Genomic DNA, 23,162 nt, shown 5'->3' on the forward strand with positions numbered 1-23,162 from the left:
CGACGCTTCGGGATCCATCGCGGAGATCTGGTTCAGTCGCGAGCGACGGGAGCCGCGCGGGCGTAGCGGAGGAGCAGCAGGTCGCCCGCGGGGATCGCGTGCACGAGCCGCATGCGGCGCGCGTGCTCGCGCCCTCCTGCGGTGATGCGACCGGCGTCGCCGGAGACGAGCAGCGCGCTGAGGCTGAGGCACAGCTCGTCGACGGCGTCGACCTCGACGAGCGCGGCGAACAGGTGGGGACCGCCCTCGCAGAGGATCTGCGGGAGCCCCGCCCCGGCGAGCGCGTCGCGCATCGCGATCGGGTCGACGGCCGTCTGCCCGCAGACGAGGACGTCGGCGACCTCGGCGAGCGCAGCGCGACGCGCCGGGTCGGATGCCGCGTGCGTGACGACGATCGGGCGGGTGACCGCCTCGGCGAAGAACGGGTGCTCGGGTTCGAGGTCGAGCGCCGAGGAGACGACCGCGAGGCGCGGCTCGTCGGCGAGGCCGTGCTCGCGACGCCACTCCGCGTTCTCGTCTCGGAGGCGCAGTCCGCCGTAGCCCTCGGCGCGCACCGTCCCCGCGCCGACGAGGACGACGTCGGCGAGCGTGCGCAGCACCCCCATCGCGAGCCGGTCGGCGTCGTCGCCGAGGCCGCCGCTGCGCCCGCCGAGCGCCACGGCGCCGTCGAGGCTCATCACGAAGTTCATGCGGACGCGGGGCGTCTCGCGGTCGGGCAGGGCGTAGGCGGCGAGCAGCCCGGCCCGGTCGACGGCGCCGCCGGCCTCGGCGGGCGAGCGACCCTCGGCCCCGCTCACGGCTCCTCGTTCGGGCCGTCGAGCATGTTGTGCTTGAGGTATGCGGGCTCGCGCCATCCCATGATCGCCTCGACCATGCGTGCCGCGTCGACCGACTCGACGATGTTGTGCATGCGCAGGATGCGCGCGCCCTGGAGCGCGCAGAAGACGGCCGCCGCGATCGAGCCGGCGAGGCGCTCACCGCGCGGCCGGTCGAGGCTCTCGCCGATGAAGTCCTTGTTCGAGACGGCGGCGACGAGCGGGAAGCCGAGGCGCGTGAACTCGCCGAACCGGCGGGTCAGCTCGAGCGTCTGCAGGGTGTTCTTGTTGAGGTCGTGGCCCGGGTCGAGCACGATGCGGGACTCGGGCACGCCCCGCGAGACCGCGAGCTCGACGCGCTGCTCGAGGAACGCGGAGATCTCGCCGACGACGTCGTCGTACTGCGGCTTCGGGAACCACTGGCGCGGCTGCGCCCGGCTGTGGGTGATGACGAGCGTCGCCTCGGAGTCGGCGACGACCTCGGCGAGCGCGGGGTCGTGCACCCCGGTCGTGTCGTTGACGACGTGCGCGCCGGCGGCGATCGCCGCGGCGGCGACCTCGGCATGGAAGGTGTCGACCGAGATTGCGGCACCCGATCCGGCGAGCGCGGCGACGACGGGGACGACCCGGTCGATCTCCTCGGCGACGGGGATCGCCGGCCCCGGCCCGAACTTCGCTCCCCCGATGTCGATCCACGCGGCCCCCGCGTCGATCGCGCGGCGGGCGGCCTCGACGGCCGCATCGAACCCGAAGGTGGCGCCGCGGTCGTAGAACGAGTCGGGGGTGCGGTTCACGACCGCCATGATCGCGAGGGAGCGCCGGAAGTCGACCTCGCGCCCCGCGATGCGGCGCACCGGCTCGCCGAGATTCGGGTCGACCCAGCCGGTCGGCGGCGCTCCGGTCACGCGGATGCCTCGGCCACGAGCTCGTCGAGGGGCACCGCCGGGTCGGCGAGGCGCGCCGGATCGAGCCGGGCACCCGAGCGGATCAGCCGCTGCACCGCCTCGTTCACGTCCCACACGTTGACGTTCATGCCGGCGACGACCCGCCCGTCGCGCTGCCAGAAGGCGATGAACTCGCGGCCGTCGCGGTCGCCGCGGAACACCGGGTCGACGCCGTCGGCGAGGGGTCCGTAGCCCGAGTACTCCATGCCGAGATCGTACTGGTCGGTGTAGAAGTACGGGATCTCGGCGTATTCCAGCGACTCGCCCGCGAGCACGCGGCCCGCGGCCCGTCCCGCGTTCTCGGCGTTCGCCCAGTGCTCGGTGCGCAGGTGCGCCTCGAGGACGGGGTGGTAGACGCTCGCGACGTCGCCGACGGCGTAGACGTCGTCGGCGCTGGTGCGGAACGAGGCATCCACGACGATGCCGTTGCGCACCTCGAGGCCCGCCGCCTCGGCGAGGCCGGTCTCGGGCACCGCGCCGATGCCGACGAGCACGAGGTCGGCCGGCAGCGTCTCGCCGGTGTCGAGCTCGACGCCAGTCGCGCGCCCGTCGGTGCCGCGGATGCCGGCGACCCCGGTCGACATCCGGAGATCGACGCCGTGCGCGCGGTGCAGCCCGGCGAACACCTCGCCGACCGCGGTGCCGACGGCGGCCGCGAGCGGCACGGCCTCGGGCGCGACGACCGTGACCTCGTCGCCGTACCCGCGCGCCGCGGCGGTCGCCTCGAGGCCGATCCATCCTGCACCGATCGCGACCATGCGCCGCCCGCCACCCGAGAGCCCGTTGCGGAGCGCGGCGGAATCGGCGAAGGACCGCAGCACGTGCACTCCGGCGAGCTCGCCCTCGGGTGCGCGCCATCGCCTGGCGCTCGCGCCCGTCGCGAGGAGCAGGCGCGAGTAGTCGAGCGTGCGTCCGTCAGCGAGACGGACGCGGTGCGCCGCCGGGTCGACTTCGGTCGCGCGCACCCCGCGCAGCACCTCGACGCGCTCGTCGGCGTACCACTCGGCCGGGTGGACGTCCACGACGTCCCGCTCCGCCGCGCCCGTCAGGAACTCCTTCGAGAGCGGCGGACGGATGTAGGGCATCGCGTCCTCGCCGGCGACGATCGTGACGGGACCGGCGTGCCCGGCCTGCCTCGCCCCCTCCGCCGCACGGGCGGCCGCGAGTCCGCCGCCGACGATCACGAGTCGTTCGTCGCTCATGTCAATGCTCCGTTCTGCCGACGCCGCAGCGCTCGAGGAACTCGCGGCGGAGGCGGTCGTCCTCGCGAACGGTGCCCGCGAGGGAGCTCGTGATCGTCCGGGTGCCGGCCACCTGCACGCCCCGCAACGACATGCAGAGGTGTTCGGCCTCGAGCACCACGCCCACGCCCTCGGGGTGGAGCACCTCGACCAGCCGGTCGGCGATCTGCCGGGTCAGCCGCTCCTGCACCTGCAGGTCGCGGGCGTACTGCTCGACCACCCGGGCGAGCTTCGAGAGCCCGATGATCCGGTTGCCGGGAACGTACCCGAGGTGGGCGACGCCGCGGAAGGGCAGCAGGTGATGCTCGCAGAGCGAGTCGAACGGGATGTCGCGGACGACGACGAGTTCGCCGTACCCCTCGCCGGGGAAGGTCGTCGGCGTGAACGGGCGAGGCGTCAGCATCTCGATGTACGCGTCGGCGACCCGTCGGGGCGTATCGGCGAGATGCTCGCTCTCGACGTCGCGGCCGAGCGCGACGAGCAGCGCCCGCACCGCGTCGGCGGCCCCCTCGCGGTCGATGGCGTACCCGACCTCGTCGTCGGTGACGGCGTGCAGCCTCGGCACCTCGGCCGCTGCTGCGGATTCGCTCGACGTCATGTTTCCCTCCGGGCTCCCTGCTGCCGAGGCTAGGCCCGCGGAATTCTTTTGTCAACAATTGCTGCATTTAGAGATATGATCCGGTCATGGGCACCGCAGCGATGGGCGACCCCGACCCGATCAGCGCGGTCGGCGCGCTCGCAGACCCGGCGCGTCGCCGCGTCTACCGCGTCGTCGCGACCAGCCGCGACGCCGTCGGGCGCGACCACGTCGCCGAGGCGCTCGACCTGCCGAGGAGCACGGCGGCCTTCCACCTCGACCGACTCGTCGAGGCGGGACTCCTCGTGACCGAGTCCCGGCGGCTCACCGGGCGCACCGGCCCCGGCGCCGGCCGACCGGCGAAGCTCTACCGCCGTGCCGACGGCGAGGTGGCGCTCAGCCTGCCGTCGCGCCTCTACGAACTCGGCGGCCGGGTCATGGCGGAGGCGATCGGCCGGGCCGTCGCCGACGACGTCCCCGTGCGCGACGCGCTGCACGAGGCCGCCGAACGGGCGGGGCGGGGCCTCGCCGGGGCATCCGACGATCTCGGCACCGCCCTGGCGGACGCCGGCTTCGAACCCCACGACGACGGCGAAGCGGGCGTCACCCTCGGCACCTGCCCGTTCCACCGGCTCGCCCTCGAGAACGCCGCCGTCGTCTGCGACCTGAACCATGCGCTCGTCTGCGGGATGGCGCGTTCGACGGGCACCGATCCCGCCCGGGTGCTCCTCGATCCCGGCGCCGGCAACTGCTGCATCCGGGTCATCGCCCCGCCGCAGTGACCTCTCACCCACACGACTCACAGCCAAGATTCAGCGAACGTCAAGAGAATCGAGTCATGAGCGACGGACCTCGCATTCTCATCGTCGACGACGAGCCCAACATCCGTGACCTCCTCACGACCAGCCTGCGCTTCGCCGGCTTCGCGGTGCGCGCCGTCGGCAACGGCGCGCAGACCATCTCGGCGGTGCTCGAGGAGGAGCCCGACCTGATCATCCTCGACGTGATGCTGCCCGACATGAACGGCTTCGGCGTCACCAAGCGGCTGCGCTCGGCGGGCTACACGGCCCCGATCCTCTTCCTCACCGCGAAGGACGACACCGAGGACAAGATCACCGGCCTCACGGTCGGCGGCGACGACTACGTCACCAAGCCCTTCTCGCTCGACGAGATCGTGGCGCGCATCAAGGCGATCCTCCGCCGCACCATGCACGCCGAGGAGGACGCGGTGATCCGCACCGGCGAACTCACGATGGACCAGGACACGCACGAGGTCCTGGTCGGCGACGTGCCGGTCGAGCTCTCCCCCACCGAGTTCAAGCTGCTGCGCTACCTCATGCTCAACCCGAACCGCGTGCTGTCGAAGGCGCAGATCCTCGACCACGTGTGGGAGTACGACTTCAACGGCGACGCCGGCATCGTCGAGAGTTACATCTCGTACCTGCGCCGCAAGCTCGACCAGCACTCGGCCGAACCGCTCATCCAGACCAAGCGGGGGTTCGGCTACATGCTCAAGTCCTCCTCCAAGCCCTGACTCAGGTTCCGCCGCCTAGACTCGGCCCGCCATGAATCAGACGTTGTTCGAGCGGTGGAACCGCATCTCGCTCCGCACCAAGATCACCGGGGTGACGGTGCTGATGCTGACGCTCGGGCTGCTCGTCTCGGGCATCGGCACGGCCGCGATGCTGCGCTCCTACGTCGAGGACCAGATGGGATCGAAGCTCGAGGCGATCGCCTCGGGGTCGATGAAGCAGTACTTCGAGATCGACAGCGACAAGCCCCGCGTCCAGACGAACCTCAACCAGCTCGACTTCTCGTCGAAGGACGACGTGTTCGTCGCGATCTACACCGCGACCGGCGAATACAAGCGCAACAACTGGGAGGACGTCCCCGAGGAGCAGTGGCCGGACTTCCCGGCGACGATGACCCAGGCGCAGGTCACCGCGATCAACAGCGGGCACTACGAGACGTTCCCGCTCGACGATGCGAACGGCGACCCGACCTTCCGCGCCGTCGCGGCGCTCATGACGGCCGACTCTCACGGCACGCTGGTGCCGATCGTGATCGCCGTCTCCACGCAGGACACCGAGCGCCTGCTCGCCGTCTACCTCACGATCTTCTTCGGCTTCGGCTTCGGCGTGGTGCTTGTCGGCGCCCTCCTCACCCGGATGCTCGTGACGAGCACCTTCGGCCCGCTCCGCGAGGTCGAACGCACGGCCGCGGCCATCGCCGACGGCGACTTCAGCCAGCGGCTCGGCGGTGCGACGCCGAACACCGAGGTCGGCCGCCTCAACCGTTCGCTCAACACGATGCTCAACCGCATCGACCGCGCGTTCCGCGACCGCGCCCGCACGATCGACCAGATGCGCCGGTTCGTCGGCGACGCCTCGCACGAGCTGCGCACCCCGCTCGTCTCCGTGCGCGGCTACGCCGAGCTCTACCGGATGGGCGCGCTGCAGTCGCCCGACGAGGTCGCGCAGGCGATGGACCGGATCGAGAAGGAGGCCATCCGCATGGGCGGCCTCGTCGAGGACCTGCTCGCGCTCGCCCGCCTCGACGAGGCGAAGCCGCTCGAGCTCGCCGAGGTCGACCTCGTGCCGCTCGCCCGCGACGCGGCCCTCGACACCATGGCGGCGAACCCCGGTCGTACCGTCACGGTGATCGCGCCAGAGGAGCCGAGCGACGCGGATGCCGCGGCCGACGCCGCACCCGAGCTGGAGGTCGAGCTCGACCCCGGCGCCCGCACCGCCTCGACCGGTCCCATCTCGTTCGCCGGCGCCACGCTGGCGCGCCTGCGCGGGCGGCAGCCCCGCAGCGAGCCCTCGCCGGCGGCCGTGGCGCGCAAGGAGGCCCAGGCCGCCCGTCGTGCGGCGAATGCGGCCGCCCAGGCTGCGCGACGCGCGGGCCGGCAGAACGCGGCGCACACCGCCCGTGCCGAGGCCGAGGCCGCGGCCAAGGCCGCCGAACGCACGGCGGCGGAAGCCGCCGAGGCGGCGGAGACCGCGGCCGCGCATGCCGCCGAGGCGACGCCGAAGCCGGTCCGCCGTGCGGTGGTGCTCGCGGAGGAGAACAAGATCCGCCAGGTCATCACGAACCTGATGGGCAACGCGATCCGCTTCACGAACGACGGCAGCCCGCTCGAGATCCGCGTGTCGATCGACGATGCCGCCGAGCGCGCGATGATCGAGGTCGTCGACCACGGCGAGGGCATCCCGCCGCAGATCCGCGAGAAGATCTTCCAGCGGTTCTGGCGCGCTGACACCTCGCGCACGCGCGAGACGGGCGGCTCGGGCCTCGGGCTCGCGATCGTCTCCTCGATCGTCGCGGCGCACAACGGCGCGGTCGACGTGGTCGAGACGCCGGGCGGAGGAGCGACGTTCCGGGTCATGCTGCCGCTCGCCGGTTCGTCGGCGGCGCCGCAGCCGATCGCCGAGGTGTGAGCCGGGGCACCCCTCCTCCCCAGTCGTGGCGCGACCGTTCCGCCTCCCGGCGCTTGCGCTCACGGCGGCCGTGACGCGACGTCCGAATAGCGTGTGGGCACACCGAACGAAGGGATGCCCCATGACCAGCTACCACGTCGACGCCGAACAGGTCGCCGCAGCCACACAGACCGCGCAGGGCACGATCGGGCGCATCCAATCCGATGTGCAGGCGCTCCTCGCCCAGCTCACCGGTCTGCAGTCGTCGTGGTCGGGTCAGGCCTCGAGCGCGTTCCAGGGCGCGGTCTCCGACTGGCGGGCCACGCAGCTCCAGGTCGAGCAGAGCCTCGTCGGGCTCAGCCGCGCGCTCGGCATCGCCGCGACGCAGTACACCGAGGCGGAGCAGGCGAACGCGCGACTGTTCCTGCGCTGAGTCGTCGGCGAGCACCGCCACGGGTGACGCCCGCACCGGACCCGGGCGATGACTCCGGTTCCCCGACAGTCCGCGCTCGATGCCGACCTCGCCGACCCTCGACGTGCACGCCTCGCCGATCGGCGCGAGCGGGTCGTTTGCCCGCACCGAGCTGTTCCCGGTGCGGCTGCGCTGAGCCCGTCGCGGGCCTCGGCGGCCGCAGCGAACCGCGGGCCTCCGCCGACCGCACGCAGGCCGCGCACGACGAAGGGCGCCTCCCTGAGGAGACGCCCTTCGTGCGATCGCGTGTCGCGGACCTGCTTAGAAGTCCATGCCACCCGTGGGGTCGCCGGCCGGAACCGGGTTCTTCTCGGGCTTGTCGGCGACGACGGCCTCGGTGGTGAGGAAGAGGCCGGCGATCGAAGCCGCGTTGAGCAGCGCCGAGCGGGTGACCTTCACCGGGTCGTTGATGCCCGCAGCGAGCATGTCGACGTACTCGCCGGTCGCGGCGTTGAGGCCCTGGCCGACCGGGAGGTTGCGCACGCGGTCGACCACGACGCCCGGCTCGAGGCCGGCGTTGAGGGCGATCTGCTTGAGCGGGGCGTCGATCGCGACGCGCACGATGTTCGCACCGGTCGCCTCGTCGCCCGAGACCTCGAGCTTCTCGAAGGCGGTCTTGCCGGCCTGGATGAGCGCGACGCCACCACCGGCGACGATGCCCTCCTCGACGGCGGCCTTCGCGTTGCGGACCGCGTCTTCGATGCGGTGCTTGCGCTCCTTGAGCTCGACCTCGGTGGCCGCACCCGCCTTGATGACGGCGACGCCGCCGGCGAGCTTGGCGAGGCGCTCCTGGAGCTTCTCGCGGTCGTAGTCGGAGTCGGTGTTGTCGATCTCCTTGCGGATCTGCGCGACGCGGCCGGCGATGGCCTCCTCGTCACCGGCACCCTCGACGATGGTCGTCTCGTCCTTGGTGATGATGACCTTGCGGGCCTGGCCGAGCAGGTCGAGGGTGACGTTCTCGAGCTTGAGGCCGACCTCCTCGGAGATGACCTGGCCGCCGGTGAGGATCGCGATGTCCTGGAGCTGCGCCTTGCGACGGTCGCCGAAGCCGGGAGCCTTGACGGCGACCGACTTGAAGATGCCGCGGATCTTGTTGACGATCAGGGTCGCGAGCGCCTCGCCGTCGACGTCCTCGGCGATGATGAGCAGCTGCTTGCCGGTCTGGATCACCTTGTCGACGATGGGCAGCAGGTCCTTGATGTTCGAGACCTTGCTGTTGACGATCAGGATGTAGGGGTCCTCGAAGACCGCCTCCTGGCGCTCGGGGTCGGTGACGAAGTACGCCGACAGGTAGCCCTTGTCGAAGCGCATGCCCTCGGTGAGCTCGAGCTCGGTGCCGAAGGTGTTCGACTCCTCGACGGTGACGACGCCCTCCTTGCCGACCTTGTCGATCGCCTCGGCGATGAGCGCACCGATCTGCTCGTCGGCGGCCGAGATCGACGCCGTGGCGGCGATCTCTTCCTTCGTCTCGACGTCCTTCGCGTTCGCGAGGAGCTCGGCCTCGACGGCCTGGACGGCCTTCTCGATGCCGCGCTTCAGCGAGATGGGGTCGGCGCCTGCGGCGACGTTGCGGAGGCCCTCGCGCACGAGCGCCTGGGCGAGCACGACCGAGGTGGTGGTGCCGTCGCCGGCGACGTCGTCGGTCTTCTTGGCGACCTCCTTGACGAGCTCGGCGCCGATCTTCTCGTACGGGTCGTCGAGCTCGATCTCCTTGGCGATCGACACGCCGTCGTTCGTGATCGTGGGGGCGCCCCACTTCTTCTCGAGCACGACGTTGCGACCGCGCGGGCCGAGGGTCACCTTGACGGCGTCGGCGAGCGTGTTGAGGCCACGCTCGAGGCCGCGGCGGGCCTCCTCATCGAAAGCAATGATCTTTGCCATGTGTGTTTCTCGCCCCTTCTCGGACGTCTTCAAAGATTCGTGATTAGCACTCAAATCACGTGAGTGCTAAGACGATTCTGGCACTCGACCGCCACGAGTGCAAGCGAGCCCGGCGCCCTCGGTGCACGCCGAGCGCGAACAACGCGGGGCCCGTCACGGGGCGAACGAGGCGCTGCCGCTCTCCGGCAGGAGTTCGATCCACGTGTTGCCGGGCGCGAGCCGCAGCGGTGAGCCGTCGTCGGCCGTGAGCACGATCGGCGAGGCCGCGGCGTCCTTCGACCAGGTGCCGTGCGCCGTGCGGCCGCCGACCGACACCCAGGCCTCCCCCGACCCGATGAGCACGGTCTTCGGCACCTCGCCGTAGCGCCAGTCGATGCCGACCTCGAGCGTCACGACGTTCGTCGCGCGCACCCGTGCGCCCCCGGCCTCGAGGTCCGCGGTCCCCTCCTGCGAGCGCAGCCACGAGGACGAACCGGCGTCCCAGTCCCACGACGGCGATCGCCCCTCGGAGAAGACGAGGGCGATGCGCGAGGTCGGCGCGGCGGCGAAGGCCGGATCGGCGAGCGGGTCGGCCGTGCCGTACTCGAACAGCACGGGCGGCGGTTCGAGCTTCGCGTTGCGCGCCATCGTCTCGGTGGCGTCGAGGATCACGTCGTGCGGGCCCGGCCGCTCGTCGGCCCGGGAGTACAGCCCTGTCTCGTCGAGGTCGAAGACGACGTTGACGAGCGGGGTCGCCATCATCATCGCGACGAACTGGTCCTGACCGCCCGAGTACGCGATGACGCCGCCGAGCGGGGAGGCGATGTCGGGATCCATCGGGCGGATGGAGCGCACCGGCCCGATCGCGTCAGGCATGTCGGAGTGCCAGACCGCGAGGTAGCGGGTGAGGCCGCCCTCCACGAGTTCCTCGAAGACGAGGTCGGTCCGGTTCAGCGCGATCTGCGGTCGCGCATCTTCATGGTTGTCGATCTTGGCGGCGAGCGAAGGATGCTGCGGCGCGTCCGGGTCAGTCGGCGTGCCCCGGAGCGGGGAGTACGCCACGGCGAACGGCTGCGAGCTCCCGACCGGCCGGGGCTCCACGGTCGGCGTGGGGGTCGGCTCGGGCGGCGCCTGCTGGCAGCCCACGACGAGCACTGCCGCGACGGCGACGACGGCGAGGGCGGCCCCTCGTCGCCGAAAGGTCGCTCGGACCCCCGTGGCCATGGCCACATGCTAGCGAGGCGCGGGGAGCGTCGGCCTCCGTTCCTCCCCGGACACGCCGAACGCACCGTCGGAGGGGCGACGGCGCGTTCGGAATACGTGTGCGCTCAGGCGGGACGAACGGCCTCGGCCTGCGGTCCCTTCGACCCCGTGCCGACCTCGAAGACGACCTGCTGGCCCTCTTCGAGCACCTTGTACCCGGCCATGTCGATGGCGGAGTAGTGGACGAAGACGTCCTGGCCGTCCCCGTCGACGGTGATGAACCCGTATCCCTTTTCAGCGTTGAACCACTTGACGGTTCCGTTCGCCATTCGTTGCTCCCATGTTGCGGTGTGTGGATCAGCACCTGCCTGTCGCCTGTACCGGGTCGCCCTCGACGCGGGCGAACGAGGCACCTGAGGTGCCGGACGTGCACACGGGCTCGGGCGACCAACTCCAGATAGTCACACCGCGCCGTCCGGACGCAAGGGGGTGCGCGTCACGAATGGTCGCAGAATGGCAACGATTCGCCCGGCTCAGCCGGCCGTGGCCTCCGCGTAGTCCGAACCGAGCACGAGCACGAGCGGCGTGCCCGTCTCGGCGAAGCTCTCGGAGAGGCGCACGTCGGCCTCGGGCAGCAGCGTCGCGACGCCGCGCGCGGCACCCTCCAGGTCGGGAGTCGCGTAGTAGACGACCGTCTCCGTGAGGTCGCTCGCACTCGCGTTGGCCGTGGCGTCGACCGGCACACCGCCGGCGGTGAGCGCCTCGGTGGCCTTGGCCGCGAGCCCGGCGGTCGTGGTGCCGTTCAGCACGGTCACCTTCACCTCGGGCGCGATCGTCGGCTCCGCGGTCGCGGTCGGCGTCGGCGTCGAAGCCGGGTCGGGCCCGCTCGCGGCGTTCAGCCGGTCGTTGAAGATCATGACGCCCGCGATGCCGACCCCGGCGAGCACCACGGTCGCGAGCGCGGCCCAGCCGAATCGGATCCATCGCGCCCCGCGGCGGGCGGGCGCGCGATGGGCGCCGACGCGGTCGATGCCGTGCGGGATCGTGTCGAAGCGATCGCGAGGGAACTTCTGCGCCATGTGATCCAGATTCGGGTCGGGGCCGGGCTCAGTCGAGCGGTCGGCCGAGGGGAATCGAACGGCTGGAGCGTGCCGCCCGACGCGCCGAACGCATCCGCTGCAGTCGCTTGACGAGCATCGGATCGTGGCGGAGCGCCGCCGGCGAGTCGATGAGCTCGCCGAGAATCCGATAGTAGCGGGCGGCGGAGATGTCGAACTCGTCGCGGATCGCCTCGGCCTTGCGGGCGGGCTGCTGCCACGCGCGCGCCTCGAAGGCGAGCACGCGGAGCTGGCGGTCGTCGAGGCCGACGGCAGCCGGTCGGTCGGGCACGCGCTCCGCGCTCATCCGTTCCTCCCGTCGCGGCGGTCGACGCACCGCCTGCAGCACATACTAGGGAACGCCCGCCGAGAGTGCGCCGAGTGATCGCGGCGTGTGCCGTCGGCCGGAACAGACCGCCGCTCCGCGGTGTTGCATCCGTTGCGGCCGCACCCGTCCGGCCGAGCTGAGACGATTGAACCCGTCGACCGCACCCCGAGAGGAGCACCCCATGTCCTACCCCGTGAACAAGAGCGATGCCGAGTGGCGAGCCGAGCTGGGCGACGACCAGTACTCGGTGCTCCGCGAGGCGGCGACCGAGCGCCCCTGGACGGGCGAGCTGCTCGACGAGGAGCGCGCCGGCGTCTACAACTGCGCCGCGTGCAAGGCCGAGCTCTTCAAGAGCGGCACGAAGTTCGACTCGGGCTGCGGCTGGCCGAGCTTCTTCGAGTCGGTGCGCCCTGAGGCGGTCGAGCTCATCGAGGACCGGACGCTCGGCATGGTCCGCACCGAGGTCCGCTGCGCGAACTGCGGCTCGCACCTCGGCCATGTCTTCCCCGACGGGTTCGGCACCCCCACGGGCGACCGGTACTGCATGAACTCGCTCGCCCTCGGCTTCACGCCCGAGTCCTGAGGTGGCGTCGGTTCGCGAAGCGGCGCTCGCCCGGCGTTCGGCGCCGAAGGTGACGGATGCCGCGCCCGACGACGCCGAGCTCCTCGAGCTGCTCGGCGTCGCCGAGCGGGTCGCCGACCACGCCGCCCTCCGGCCGTGGCGCACGATCGCGCTCCGCGGCGCCGCTCGCGAGCGGCTCGGCTCAGCCCTCGTGGCTGCGTCGGGCTTCGAGGGCCACGCGGCCGAGATGCTCGCAGCCAAGCCCCTCCGGGCGCCGCTGGTGCTCGCGCTCGTGCTCTCGCCGCGATTCCACCCGAAGGCGCCCGAATGGGAGCAGCTCGCCGCCGCCGCCGGCGTCGGTCACCTCCTGAGCCTGCTCCTCGACGAGGCCGGCTGGGGCGTCATGTGGCGCACGGGGCCGTTCACGAGGCATCCGGCCGTCGCCGAGATGCACGAGCTCGGCCCGGGCGAGCAGCTGCTCGGCTGGCTGTACGTCGGCGGGCGACCCGACGGCGGGCGCCCCGGGCGCCCGTCGGAGCGTCCGGCGCCGCGGTTCAGTTCGATCGACTGACCGCGGCATCCTCGCCCTCGCCGGGCTCGTCCGCGCGGTGCCGGTGGCGCGACCACCGGATCGACGCGACCGCGACCGCGATGACGGCGAGCACGGTACCGCCGATCGTGGCGGCGTCGACCGGCCGGCCGGTGGGCAGCAGCAGGTCGAGGGCGAGCGCCCCGGCGAGCTGACCGGCGACGCCGCAGAGGGCGAGCATCAGCACGCCGATGACGCGCACGACGAGCGCCTGCCCGGCGATGAAGATGCAGCCGATCGCACCGCCGAGGTAGAGCCAGGGCTCAGCCGGCAGCCGCTCGGGCCATCCCGCGATCGCCGCGTGCCCGAGCATGACGACCACGAGCGCGACGGTGCCGACGAGGAAGTTGCCGAACGCCGCGGTGAGCGCGCTGCCCGCCTCGGCCTTCACCCGCCCGTTGACGGCCTGCTGCCAGCCGACGCCGAGTCCGGCGACGAACGGGAACAGCATCACGAGCAGCGGCACGTCGTGCGCGAGCTGCGCCGACACGGCCCAGCCGATCGCGACGAGTGCGAGCAGCGCACCGAGCACGCGCATCGGGGTGAGCGGGCGCCGACCGCCGGGGCCGAGTCCGATCAGGTCGAACACGATGCCGCCGATGGTCTGGCCCGCCACGATCGCGACCGTGAACATGGCCACGCCGAGCACGCCGGCCGAGAGCCCCTGGGTGACGACGAACCAGGCGCCGGCGAGCCCGCCGAGCACCATCCACCACGCGAGGCGCCCGGCACGGAGGCCGGCGAGGACCCGCCCAATGCCCTCCCGGCCCGGGCGCCACACCGTGAGCGCGACCGTCAGGATGACGAGTCCCGTGCCGAACGAGATCGCCGCCGCCGTGTAGGGGTCGTCGAGCTCGGCGGCGAGCTGGCCGTTGATGCGCGACTGGACCGCGGTGCCCGCGCCGAACACGATCGCGAGCACGACCGCGATCCAGAGCGGCATGCGGGTGCGTTCGACATGCGGATGGACGTGCGCATGTCGGTGGGCGGGGCTGTGCGGTTCGGCGTTCGACGGTGCGCCGGCGATGTCTTCGGTCAAGAGCCGGCTACGGGACTCGAACCCGTAACCACCGCTTTACAAGAGCGGTGCGCTACCAATTGCGCCAAGCCGGCAGAGGGCGGAGGCCCCGTCGGATCATCCTACCCGGGCGGCACCGACGACGAAGGCCCGGCGCGAACGCCGGGCCTTCGTCGGGATGAGTCGCGACTACGACGCGGGCGTCGGGGTGGGGGTCGGGGTCGGCGTGGAGTTCGACTCCGAGAAGGCCTCGCCCGTGGCCTGCAGCACGAACGACTGGAACTCGGCCGGGTCGGTGAGCGAACCCACGTACTGCTTGCCGTTCACGAGCACGGTCGGGGTGCCCTTGATCGACTCGAGGTCGGAGTTCGGCACGGGCTGCGTGAGCGCCCGCTCGGTCGCGTTGTTCACCCAGCCGAAGAACTCCTTCGAGTCCATGCAGCTCTCGATCGTGCCGACCGACGATGCACCGGCCTCCTTCACGAAGCCCTTGATCTCGTCGTTCGTGAGACCGGTCGATCCCTCCTCGGGCTGGTTCGCGAAGAGCAGCGCGTTGAAGTCGAAGAACGACTCGGGCGAGGTGTCGGCCACGCACGCCGCGGCGTTCGCCGCACGCAGCGAGTATTGGGTGCCCGCCGACTTGTTCGTGAGGATCGCGAGGGGGTGCGTCTCGAGGGTGGCCGCGCCCTGCTCGACCATCGTGCGGATCGTCTCGCCGTTCGTCGTCTCGAACTGGCCGCAGAAGGGGCACAGGTAGTCGACGTAGACGACGATGTTCGCGACCGTGCCGCTGTCGTCCTGCTCGGTGGGGATCGGGTCGGCGTCGGCGGGGAGCGACTTCGTCTCGACCGGGGTGACGACGCCGTCGACTCCGGTGAGCAGGATGCCGTTGCTGGCCATGTTGGCGGGGCCGGGGCCCGCGGGCTTCATGTTCTGCACGACGACGCCGATGACCAGGCCGATCACGAGGATGACGGCGACGGTCACGCCGCCGACCAGCAGGAACTTGTTTCGGCGCTCACGCTTCTTCTGCGCTTCGCGCAGCTCCCTGGCCTTCTCGCGCGCGGCTTCGCGCTGCTGGTTACGGGTGGGGCGTGGCTGGTTCGATCCGCCGTTGCTCATCGATGGTCACTCCGGTCGCTGTGTGGGCGCGCGCGAGTGCAGGCGCACGCAATGACGATAGTAGGGAGGATGGCTGTGAATCACCCAAACGGCCACTGAACGCGCCCTCCACCTCCACCGGGCCGCAGCTGAGGATGCCTCGGGGTCGGCGCCGGGGCATCCACCCCACTGGTCGGGAGCCCCCTTCGCGCGTGCGATACTGAGGAGGCGTCGATGTCGACGCGCTTCCATTCACTACGGATCGTCCGGCACGTACCTGCCGGTGAAGGAGAGAAAGCACCATGGCGTCAGTCACGTTCGACAAGGCCACCCGCCTGTACCCGGGCGGCACCCGCCCCGCGGTCGACCAGCTCGACCTCGAGATCGCCGACGGCGAGTTCCTCGTGCTCGTCGGCCCGTCGGGTTGCGGCAAGTCCACGTCGCTCCGCATGCTCGCGGGCCTCGAAGAGGTCAACGACGGCAACATCTTCATCGGCGACCGCAACGTCACCGACGTGCCCCCGAAGGACCGCGACATCGCGATGGTCTTCCAGAACTACGCGCTGTACCCGCACATGACGGTCGCCGAGAACATGGGCTTCGCGCTCAAGATCGCCGGCGTCGGCAAGGAGGAGCGCGCCGCGCGCGTCCTCGAGGCCGCCAAGCTCCTCGACCTCGAGCCCTACCTCTCGCGCAAGCCGAAGGCCCTCTCGGGCGGTCAGCGCCAGCGCGTCGCCATGGGCCGCGCCATCGTGCGCCAGCCCCAGGTCTTCCTCATGGACGAGCCGCTCTCGAACCTCGACGCGAAGCTCCGCGTGCAGACCCGCACGCAGATCGCCTCGCTGCAGCGCCGCCTCGGCGTCACCACCGTCTACGTCACGCACGACCAGACCGAGGCGCTCACCATGGGCGACCGCATCGCCGTGCTGAAGGACGGCCTGCTCCAGCAGGTCGGCACCCCGCGCGACCTTTACGAGAAGCCGCAGAACGTGTTCGTCGCCGGCTTCATCGGCTCGCCCGCGATGAACTTGTTCCACGCCGACCTCGTCGAGTCGGGCGTCAAGTTCGGCTCGGCCGTCGTGCCGGTCGACCGCGACGTCCTCGCCGAGGCCACCAGCGCGGTCGCCACCATCGGCGTCCGCCCTGAAGACATCGTCGTCTCGTCGACCCCGGGCGAGGGCCTCGAGGTCGACGTCGACCTCGTCGAGGAGCTCGGCGCCGACGGCTACCTCTACGGCCACTCGACCGTCGAGGGCAAGCGCACCGACATCGTCGCCCGCGTCGACGGCCGCGCGCACCCGAACGCCGGCGAGAAGGTGTACCTCACCGCGACGCCGAACCACGTGCACCTCTTCGACGCCGAGTCGGGCGAGCGCCTCGGCAACAAGGCCGTCGTCAGCTGACCTCGCGCCTCATGACGACCGATGCCGGTCGGGCGGTTCGCCCGGCCGGCATCGTCGTCCTCCGAGGGCGCCCACGGGGCATCCGCACGTCTGGAAGGATCGACCCATGAGCGGTTCACTCTCCATCACCTCGCTTCGATGCTGCCCGACCCGGCTACGCTGAGACGACGATGAGCGGATCACTTTCCATCACTTCGGCGATGGCCGACCCGGCCCTCCTCGACCTGCCGTGGCACCTTCCGCTCGAGTCGTGGCCGAGCGACACGATCGCCGCCCTCCCGAAGGGCATCTCCCGCCACCTCGTGCGCTTCGCGCACCTCGGCGGGCACGTCGTCGCCATCAAGGAGACGACCGCCGAGATGGCGAAGGGCGAGTACGAGATGCTGCGGACGCTGCAGCGCCTCGAGATCCCCTGCGTCGACCCCGTCGCCGTCATCACGAACCGCAGCGACGACGAGGGCGACGAGCTGAAGCCCGTGCTCGTCACCCGGCACCTGCGATTCTCGCTCCCGTACCGCGCCCTCTTCTCGCAGACGCTGCGGCCCGACACCGCGACCCGCCTCGTCGACGCGCTCGCGGTGCTGCTCGTGCGCCTGCACATCGTCGGCTTCTTCTGGGGCGACGTGTCGCTCTCGAACACGCTGTTCCGCCGCGACGCGGGCGCCTTCGCCGCCTACCTCGTCGACGCCGAGACCGGCAAGCTCTACGAGGGCGGCCTCTCGAACGGGCAGCGCGAGAACGACCTCGAGATCGCCCGCGTGAACATCGCCGGCGAGCTCCTCGACCTCGAGGCCGGCGGCAAGGTCGCCGACGAGCTCGACCCCGTGCGCATCTCGAACGGCATCGTCGAGGCGTACCGCAGCCTCTGGACCGAGCTCACCGGCTCCGAGTCGTTCTCCTCGGCCGAGCGCTGGCGCATCAACGAGCGCGTCAACCGCCTCAACGAACTCGGCTTCGACATCGAGGAGCTCGCGATCAAGACGGATGCCTCGGGCACGACCGTGCGGATCCAGCCGAAGGTCGTCGACGCGGGGCACCACCAGCGCCGGCTCCTCCGCCTCACCGGCATCGATGCGGGCGAGAACCAGGCCCGGCGCCTGCTCAACGACCTCGACTCGTACCGCGCCGCCTACGGCAAGGGCGAGCTCGACGAGGAGATGGTGGCGCACGAGTGGCTCATGCGCGTGTTCGAGCCCGTGGTCCGCGCCATCCCACGCGAGCTGCGGGGCAAGCTCGAGCCGGCCGAGGTGTTCCACCAGCTGCTCGAGCACCGCTGGTTCATGGCGCAGCAGGCGGGGCACGACATCCCGCTCGCCGAGGCAGTGACCTCGTACATCAACACCGTGCTGCGCCACCGTCGTGACGAGGCCACCATGATCGACCCGCCGACCGGTTCGCTGACCGCCGCGATCGAGGTCGTGCCGACCGAGACCGCGGCGATGAGCGCCGTCGATCCCGATGACGACGACGACTGGCGCCTGAAGGTGTGAGTGCGGCCGCGAGGCATCCGACCGGATGCCTCGCGGTGACGCGACTCGCCCGCGCTACTCCCCCGCGGCGCGGAGCTTCGAGATCTCGTAGAGCGTCACCGAGGCGGCGATGCCGGCGTTGAGCGACTCGGTCGTCGCGCTGATCGGGATCGACACGATCGCGTCGCAGGTCTCGGCGACGAGCCGCGAGAGGCCCTTGCCCTCGCTGCCGACGACGACGACGATCGGACGGTCGGCCCAGCTGAGGCCCGGCAGCGACACGTCGCCGTCGCCGTCGAGGCCGAGCACGAACACGCCGCGCTCCTTCAGCCCCTTCAGGGTCTGCGTGAGGTTCGCGGCCATCGCGACCGGCACCCGCGCGGCGGCGCCGGCGGAGGTCTTCCATGCGGCCGAGTTGACGCCGACCGAACGACGCTGGGGCACGATGACGCCCTGGCCGCCGAAGGCGCCCGTCGAGCGCAGGATCGCGCCGAGGTTGCGCGGGTCGGTGATGCCGTCGAGGGCGACGAGCAGCGGCGTCTCGTCGCGCGCGAGGACCTCGTCGAGGAGCTCGATCGGGTGCGCGTACTCGTACGGCGGAACCTTGAGGGCGAGGCCCTGGTGCACGCCGCCCTCGCCCGCGAGGCGGTCGAGCTCGGGCTTCATGACCTCGAGGATCGGGATGCCGCGGTTCGTGGCGATCTTCACCGCCTCCTTGACCCGGTCGTCCATCTCGATGCGGGCGGCGATGTAGAGGGTCGTCGCGGGGATGCGCGTGCGCAGCGCCTCGACGACCGAGTTGCGGCCCGTCACGATCTCGGACTCGTCGCCCGACTTCGAGCGTCGCGCCGCACCCGAGGCGCCCCGGGGCGCATTCGAGCCGCGGCCCTGGCCCGCGACCTTGCCGCCGGTCCGGCCCTTACCGCCCGCGGCGGCGTAGCGCTCCTGCGCGGCCTTCCGCTTGCCGGCGGGGTGCCAGGCGCGGTCTTCGGCCTTGGGCGTCGGCCCCTTGCCCTCGAGGGCCTGACGGCCCTGGCCGCCCGAGCCGACCTGCTTGTTCTTCGCCTTCCGCACGGCTCCGGCGCGCGACTTTCCGCTGCTGCCCTTCATGATCCCAAACTCCAATGCGTGCCGGTCTGACTGTCTTCGATGGTGATGCCCGCGGCCGTGAGTTCGGCGCGGATCCGGTCGGCCGCCGCGTAGTCCTTCGACTCGCGGGCGGCCTGCCGGTCGTCGATGAGGCGACGGACGAGCATGTCGAGGGCCGCCGCAGCGGGCCCCTGCTCGGCCGCCGACCAGTGGGGGTCGCGGGGGTCGATGCCGAGCACCTGCACCATGGCGGCGACGTGCCCGCGGGCGGTCGCCGCGTCGTGCAGCTCCTCGGCGTCGAGTGCCTGGTTGCCGGCGCGCACCGTGTCGTGCAGCACCGCGAGCGCCTGGGGCACGCCGAGGTCGTCGTCCATCGCGGCCTCGAAGGCCGCGGGCACGACGGGGGCGCCGACGCCCGCGAAGCGGGTGCCCGCGAGCCGCCGCTCGACGCGTTCGAGGAACACGCGGATGCGGTCGACCGCCGCCTCGGCCTCGAGGAGCGAGGCGGGCGCGTAGTCGAGGGTCGAACGGTAGTGCGCCTGGCCGAGCAGGTACCGCACGGCGAGCGGGCTCGCGAGGGCGAAGAGCTCGGCGGCGTAGACCGAGTTGCCGAGCGACTTCGACATCTTCTGGCCGCCGATGTTGACGAGGCCGTTGTGCACCCAGTAGCGGGCGAAGCCGTCGCCGGCTGCACTCGACTGCGCCAGTTCGTTCTCGTGGTGCGGGAAGCGGAGGTCGAGCCCGCCGCCGTGCAGGTCGAACTCGGAGCCGAGGTAGCGGGCGGCCATGGCCGAGCACTCGATGTGCCAGCCGGGCCGGCCGTCGCCCCACGGCGAGTGCCAGCTCGCCGACTCGGGCTCGCTCGTCTTGCGGCCCTTCCACAGTGCGAAGTCGCGGGGGTCGCGCTTGCCGCGCGGGTCGGCGTCGGCCGCCGCCTCCATCTTGTCGCGCGACTGCCGGGTGAGCTCGCCGTAGGCGGGCCAGCTCGAGGTGTCGAAGTAGACGTCGCCCGAGCCGTCGGCGGCGGGATACGCGTGGCCGCGCTCGATGAGGCGGGCGATGAGCTCCTGCATCTGCTGCACGCTCGCGGTCGCCCGGGGCTCGTAGCTCGGCGCGAGGATGCCGAGCGAGTTGTAGGCCCCGGTGAACTCGAGCTCGACCCGGTAGGCGAGCGCCCACCACGTGTCGCTCGTGCCCTCGTCGACGGCGGCCTGCAGGATCTTGTCGTCGATGTCGGTGACGTTGCGCACGAAGACGACGTCGTTGCCGCGGTAGGCGAACCAGCGGCGCATGATGTCGTAGACGAGCGCGCTGCGGAGGTGGCCGATGTGGGGGCTCGACTGCACCGTCGGACCGCAGACGTACATGCCGATGCGCCCCTCCTGCAGGGGCACGAAGTCGCGCAGCGCCTGGGCCTTCGAGTCGTAGAGTCGCACGGTCACCTGCAAAGCTTACCGGCGCGACCCCGCGTGGCCCGCGTCGTGCGTCAGGCGGGAACGATGAGCGCGGTCGCGATGGCCGCGACGCCCTCGCCGCGACCCGTGAACCCGAGCGCGTCGCTCGTCGTCGCGGCGACGCTGACCGGCGCGCCGAGGACCTGCGAGAGCAGCGCCTCGGCCTCGGCCCTGCGCGGCGCGAGCTTCGGGCGATTGCCCACGATCTGCACGCTCACGTTGCCGATGCGATAGCCGGATGCCTCGACGAGGCGCCGGGTCTCGGCGAGGAACACCTCGCCGTGGGCGCCGGCGAACCGCGCGTCGGCGGTGCCGAAGATCTGGCCCACATCGCCGAGCCCGGCCGCGGCGAGGAGCGCGTCGCAGACGGCGTGCGCCGCGGCGTCGCCGTCGGAGTGCCCCGAGAGCCCCCGCTCGCCGGGCCAGTGCAGGCCCGCGAGCCAGAGCGGGGCGTCGTCGGCGAAGGCGTGCACGTCGGTCCCGGTGCCGATCCGCGGCACCGCGGTGCGCGGGGTTCCGGCGACGTCGGCCGGCCGGGCCTGCGGAGCGGCTGCCCGCTGCTCGGCGAGGAGCTGCTCCGCCCGGCGGAGATCGGCCGGCACGGTGATCTTGAACGCCCGCACGTCGCCGGGCACCGTCTCGACGACGAGCCCCGCGGCGGCGACGAGCGCCGCGTCGTCGGTGAACTCGCCGTGCGTCGTGGCGTAGGCGTGATCGAGCGAGGACCGCGGGAAGCCCTGCGGCGTCTGCACCGCGCGGAGGCTCGAGCGGTCGACGGTCTCGACGACCCGCCCGTCGTCGGCGACGCGCTTCACGGTGTCGACCACGTCGAGGGCTGGCACGATGCCGTGCCGGCGCGCGCGCACGGCGGCGGCGACCTCGTCGAAGAGCAGTGCGGGGGTGAGCGCCCGGGCGGCGTCGTGCACGAGCACCGTCTCGACGGCGGCGGGAAGCACGGCGAGGCCGGCGGCGACGGACTCCTGGCGGCTCGAGCCGCCGGCGACGACGTCGATCGCGGCACCCGCGGCCGCGGCGTCGGCGGAGAATCGTCCGCGTGCCTCCTCGACGCGATCGCCCGGGACCACGAGCACGAGGTGCGGCGCCTGCCGCATCGCGAGCACGCCGGAGACCGCGGCGGCGAGCACGGTGTCGGTGCCGAGCGGCACGAAGGCCTTGGGCTCGGCATGGCCGAGGCGGGTGCCGCTGCCTGCGGCGACGACGATGACGGCGATCGCTGAACTCACGCTTCGAGCGTAGTCCCGGGTGCTCACGGCCCGAGTGCCCGGCGCCGCGAACCGCGACGCCGGAGACGACGAACGGCGGGTGCGCGCGCACCCGCCGTTCGACGAAGGATCGGATCGCCCCGCTAGGAGGCGAGCACCTCGTCGAGCACGGTCGACGCCGCCTCTTCGTCGGTCTTCTCGGCGAGCGCGAGCTCGGAGATCAGGATCTGACGTGCCTTCGCGAGCATGCGCTTCTCACCTGCGGAGAGACCGCGGTCCTGATCGCGGCGCCAGAGGTCGCGCACGACCTCGGAGACCTTGATCACATCGCCCGAGGCTAGCTTCTCGAGGTTCGCCTTGTAGCGGCGCGACCAGTTGGTCGGCTCCTCGGTGAAGGGGGCGCGCAGCACCTCGAAGACCTTGTCGAGGCCCTCCTTGCCGATGACGTCGCGAACGCCGACGAGGTCGACGTTCTCCGCGGGCACCTCGATGACGAGGTCACCCTGCGTGACGTTCAGCTTGAGGTAGAGCTTCTCTTCACCCTTGATGATGCGTTTCTTGACCTCGGTGATCGTTGCGGCACCGTGGTGGGGGTAAACGACGGTTTCGCCAACCTCAAAAAGCATGAATGATAGTCCTTTCGGCAACTTTCAGGATATCACATTCCCGATCGTGCTAAGGTTCGCCTCCCCTTCTGGCGGGCGCTCCCGCGTACGATATGCTCAGATTCGATCGCACGTGCCGACTGGTTCGTGCGCGCAGTTTCGCACTTGGAGGTTCTGTGAAGGCGCGTCTCGCCGCATCCGCTGCTCTGGCCCTCGGCGTCGCGCTCGGCGCGAGCGGGTGCTCGATGCTCACCTATCAGGCGACGACCGAGCACTACGACGCGAGCGACGGCGTCTCCGCCAACGTCGGCGACCTCGACCTCCGCAACATCCTCGTCGTCAGCGACGACGGCGTCGACGGCACGCTCGTACTCACCATCGTGAACAACGGCGAGGACGACGTCGACCTCGACGTGCAGGTCGACGGCGGCGACACCGTGACCATCCCGGTCGACGCGGGCGCGACCGTCGCCTTCGGCACCGACGCGGTCGAGGGCCTCGACGAGGTCGAGCCGATCGTGCTCGAGGGCATCGACACCGACCCCGGGTCGCTCCTGCCGATCTACTTCCAGTACGGCTCGGCCGAGGGCATCGAGAAGCAGGTCCCGGTGCTCGACGGGCGTCTGCCCGAGTACGAGTCGCTCGTTCCCTGAACCGCGACCCACTGAACGCGACGAAGAGCGGATGCCACCG

24 protein-coding genes and 1 tRNA gene are annotated in these 23,162 nt (G+C 71.4%); 9 read left to right on the forward strand and 16 right to left on the reverse strand.

The window, feature by feature from the left end:
- Nucleotides 1–32: 32 nt before the first annotated feature.
- From ACFVTR_RS05390 to folE, 4 genes are read right to left on the reverse strand one after another with little or no spacing between them, the layout of a single operon-like run.
- A complete protein-coding gene (locus ACFVTR_RS05390; protein ID WP_387035429.1) occupies nt 33–797 on the reverse strand; it encodes a pyrimidine reductase family protein in 765 nt (254 codons plus the stop codon).
- The gene (gene folP, locus ACFVTR_RS05395) at nt 794–1,720 is read right to left on the reverse strand and encodes a dihydropteroate synthase (protein ID WP_387035430.1); all 927 of its coding nucleotides are present in this window, start codon (nt 1,718–1,720) and stop codon (nt 794–796) included. Before folP ends, ACFVTR_RS05390 begins: the two co-directional genes overlap by 4 nt.
- Nucleotides 1,717–2,961 carry an NAD(P)/FAD-dependent oxidoreductase gene (locus tag ACFVTR_RS05400; RefSeq protein ID WP_387035432.1) on the reverse strand — a complete coding sequence of 415 codons (1,245 nt, stop codon included), beginning with the start codon at nt 2,959–2,961 and terminating at the stop codon, nt 1,717–1,719. Before ACFVTR_RS05400 ends, folP begins: the two co-directional genes overlap by 4 nt.
- A 1-nt stretch (nt 2,962) precedes the next feature.
- Nucleotides 2,963–3,598: a GTP cyclohydrolase I FolE gene (gene folE / locus ACFVTR_RS05405; protein WP_387035433.1), complete on the reverse strand. Its 636-nt coding sequence runs from the start codon at nt 3,596–3,598 to the stop codon at nt 2,963–2,965.
- Between the two features lie 86 nt (nt 3,599–3,684).
- Here folE and ACFVTR_RS05410 point away from each other — a divergent pair, with 86 nt between their 5' ends.
- The 4 genes from ACFVTR_RS05410 to ACFVTR_RS05425 all read left to right on the forward strand — a co-directional run bounded on the left by ACFVTR_RS05410 (nt 3,685) and on the right by ACFVTR_RS05425 (nt 7,429).
- Nucleotides 3,685–4,359: a helix-turn-helix transcriptional regulator gene (locus ACFVTR_RS05410; RefSeq protein ID WP_387035435.1), complete on the forward strand. Its 675-nt coding sequence runs from the start codon at nt 3,685–3,687 to the stop codon at nt 4,357–4,359.
- Between the two features lie 56 nt (nt 4,360–4,415).
- A complete protein-coding gene (locus ACFVTR_RS05415; RefSeq protein WP_022889907.1) occupies nt 4,416–5,111 on the forward strand; it encodes a response regulator transcription factor in 696 nt (231 codons plus the stop codon).
- Nucleotides 5,112–5,142: 31 nt separating this feature from the next.
- Nucleotides 5,143–7,017, forward strand: coding sequence for an ATP-binding protein (locus ACFVTR_RS05420; RefSeq protein ID WP_387035438.1), 1,875 nt, complete (start codon nt 5,143–5,145; stop codon nt 7,015–7,017).
- 121 nt (nt 7,018–7,138) lie between these two features.
- Nucleotides 7,139–7,429, forward strand: coding sequence for a WXG100 family type VII secretion target (locus ACFVTR_RS05425; RefSeq protein WP_376944519.1), 291 nt, complete (start codon nt 7,139–7,141; stop codon nt 7,427–7,429).
- Between the two features lie 300 nt (nt 7,430–7,729).
- Here ACFVTR_RS05425 and groL read toward each other — a convergent pair whose 3' ends face one another.
- The 5 genes from groL to ACFVTR_RS05450 form a co-directional block, all read right to left on the reverse strand.
- Entirely contained in the window at nt 7,730–9,349 is a 1,620-nt protein-coding gene (gene groL, locus ACFVTR_RS05430; RefSeq protein ID WP_376944517.1) for a chaperonin GroEL, read from the reverse strand.
- Between the two features lie 153 nt (nt 9,350–9,502).
- Complete coding sequence (locus ACFVTR_RS05435) at nt 9,503–10,552, reverse strand: DUF3048 domain-containing protein (RefSeq protein ID WP_387035440.1); 1,050 nt, start codon at nt 10,550–10,552, stop codon at nt 9,503–9,505.
- A gap of 104 nt (nt 10,553–10,656) precedes the next feature.
- Nucleotides 10,657–10,860, reverse strand: coding sequence for a cold-shock protein (locus tag ACFVTR_RS05440; RefSeq protein ID WP_022889901.1), 204 nt, complete (start codon nt 10,858–10,860; stop codon nt 10,657–10,659).
- 204 nt (nt 10,861–11,064) lie between these two features.
- Nucleotides 11,065–11,610 carry a LytR C-terminal domain-containing protein gene (locus tag ACFVTR_RS05445; RefSeq protein ID WP_387035442.1) on the reverse strand — a complete coding sequence of 182 codons (546 nt, stop codon included), beginning with the start codon at nt 11,608–11,610 and terminating at the stop codon, nt 11,065–11,067.
- A 28-nt stretch (nt 11,611–11,638) separates the two neighbouring features.
- The gene (locus tag ACFVTR_RS05450) at nt 11,639–11,935 is read right to left on the reverse strand and encodes a DUF3263 domain-containing protein (protein ID WP_387035443.1); all 297 of its coding nucleotides are present in this window, start codon (nt 11,933–11,935) and stop codon (nt 11,639–11,641) included.
- A 202-nt stretch (nt 11,936–12,137) separates the two neighbouring features.
- Between ACFVTR_RS05450 and msrB the strand changes: the two genes are divergently transcribed.
- Entirely contained in the window at nt 12,138–12,539 is a 402-nt protein-coding gene (msrB, locus tag ACFVTR_RS05455) for a peptide-methionine (R)-S-oxide reductase MsrB (protein ID WP_387035444.1), read from the forward strand.
- A 1-nt stretch (nt 12,540) separates the two neighbouring features.
- Complete coding sequence (locus tag ACFVTR_RS05460; RefSeq protein WP_387035445.1) at nt 12,541–13,089, forward strand: nitroreductase family protein; 549 nt, start codon at nt 12,541–12,543, stop codon at nt 13,087–13,089.
- On the opposite strand, the gene ACFVTR_RS05465 is transcribed toward ACFVTR_RS05460, so the two are convergent.
- From ACFVTR_RS05465 to ACFVTR_RS05475, 3 genes are all read right to left on the reverse strand, one after another.
- A complete protein-coding gene (locus tag ACFVTR_RS05465) occupies nt 13,073–14,146 on the reverse strand; it encodes a DMT family transporter (RefSeq protein ID WP_387035446.1) in 1,074 nt (357 codons plus the stop codon). The two genes, ACFVTR_RS05460 and ACFVTR_RS05465, sit on opposite strands and share 17 nt — an antisense overlap.
- 1 nt (nt 14,147) lies before the next feature.
- A tRNA-Thr gene (locus ACFVTR_RS05470) sits at nt 14,148–14,220 on the reverse strand.
- A 94-nt stretch (nt 14,221–14,314) separates the two neighbouring features.
- Nucleotides 14,315–15,247 (reverse strand): DsbA family protein, encoded by a 933-nt coding sequence (locus ACFVTR_RS05475; protein ID WP_387035447.1) that lies wholly within the window; start codon nt 15,245–15,247, stop codon nt 14,315–14,317.
- 281 nt (nt 15,248–15,528) lie between these two features.
- On the opposite strand from ACFVTR_RS05475, the gene ACFVTR_RS05480 reads away from it, so the two are divergent.
- Together ACFVTR_RS05480 and ACFVTR_RS05485 are read left to right on the forward strand one after the other, a co-directional pair.
- Nucleotides 15,529–16,629 carry an ABC transporter ATP-binding protein gene (locus tag ACFVTR_RS05480; protein WP_387035448.1) on the forward strand — a complete coding sequence of 367 codons (1,101 nt, stop codon included), beginning with the start codon at nt 15,529–15,531 and terminating at the stop codon, nt 16,627–16,629.
- Between the two features lie 170 nt (nt 16,630–16,799).
- Nucleotides 16,800–18,119, forward strand: a complete 1,320-nt coding sequence (locus tag ACFVTR_RS05485) for a DUF4032 domain-containing protein (protein WP_387035450.1) — start codon at nt 16,800–16,802, stop codon at nt 18,117–18,119.
- Nucleotides 18,120–18,173: 54 nt separating this feature from the next.
- Here ACFVTR_RS05485 and rlmB read toward each other — a convergent pair whose 3' ends face one another.
- From rlmB to ACFVTR_RS05505, 4 genes are all read right to left on the reverse strand, one after another.
- Nucleotides 18,174–19,208: a 23S rRNA (guanosine(2251)-2'-O)-methyltransferase RlmB gene (gene rlmB, locus ACFVTR_RS05490; RefSeq protein WP_387035452.1), complete on the reverse strand. Its 1,035-nt coding sequence runs from the start codon at nt 19,206–19,208 to the stop codon at nt 18,174–18,176.
- Nucleotides 19,205–20,629: a cysteine--tRNA ligase gene (gene cysS, locus ACFVTR_RS05495; RefSeq protein WP_387035454.1), complete on the reverse strand. Its 1,425-nt coding sequence runs from the start codon at nt 20,627–20,629 to the stop codon at nt 19,205–19,207. The genes rlmB and cysS overlap by 4 nt, the downstream gene beginning before the upstream one ends.
- 44 nt (nt 20,630–20,673) lie before the next feature.
- The gene (gene ispD, locus ACFVTR_RS05500; RefSeq protein WP_387035456.1) at nt 20,674–21,885 is read right to left on the reverse strand and encodes a 2-C-methyl-D-erythritol 4-phosphate cytidylyltransferase; all 1,212 of its coding nucleotides are present in this window, start codon (nt 21,883–21,885) and stop codon (nt 20,674–20,676) included.
- A gap of 122 nt (nt 21,886–22,007) precedes the next feature.
- A complete protein-coding gene (locus tag ACFVTR_RS05505; RefSeq protein WP_022889889.1) occupies nt 22,008–22,490 on the reverse strand; it encodes a CarD family transcriptional regulator in 483 nt (160 codons plus the stop codon).
- Between the two features lie 155 nt (nt 22,491–22,645).
- On the opposite strand from ACFVTR_RS05505, the gene ACFVTR_RS05510 reads away from it, so the two are divergent.
- Nucleotides 22,646–23,122: a hypothetical protein gene (locus ACFVTR_RS05510; RefSeq protein WP_387035457.1), complete on the forward strand. Its 477-nt coding sequence runs from the start codon at nt 22,646–22,648 to the stop codon at nt 23,120–23,122.
- The last annotated feature ends 40 nt before the right edge of the window (nt 23,123–23,162 follow it).

It is taken from the genome of Agromyces sp. NPDC058126 (assembly GCF_042884595.1).
Lineage (GTDB): Bacteria > Actinomycetota > Actinomycetes > Actinomycetales > Microbacteriaceae > Agromyces.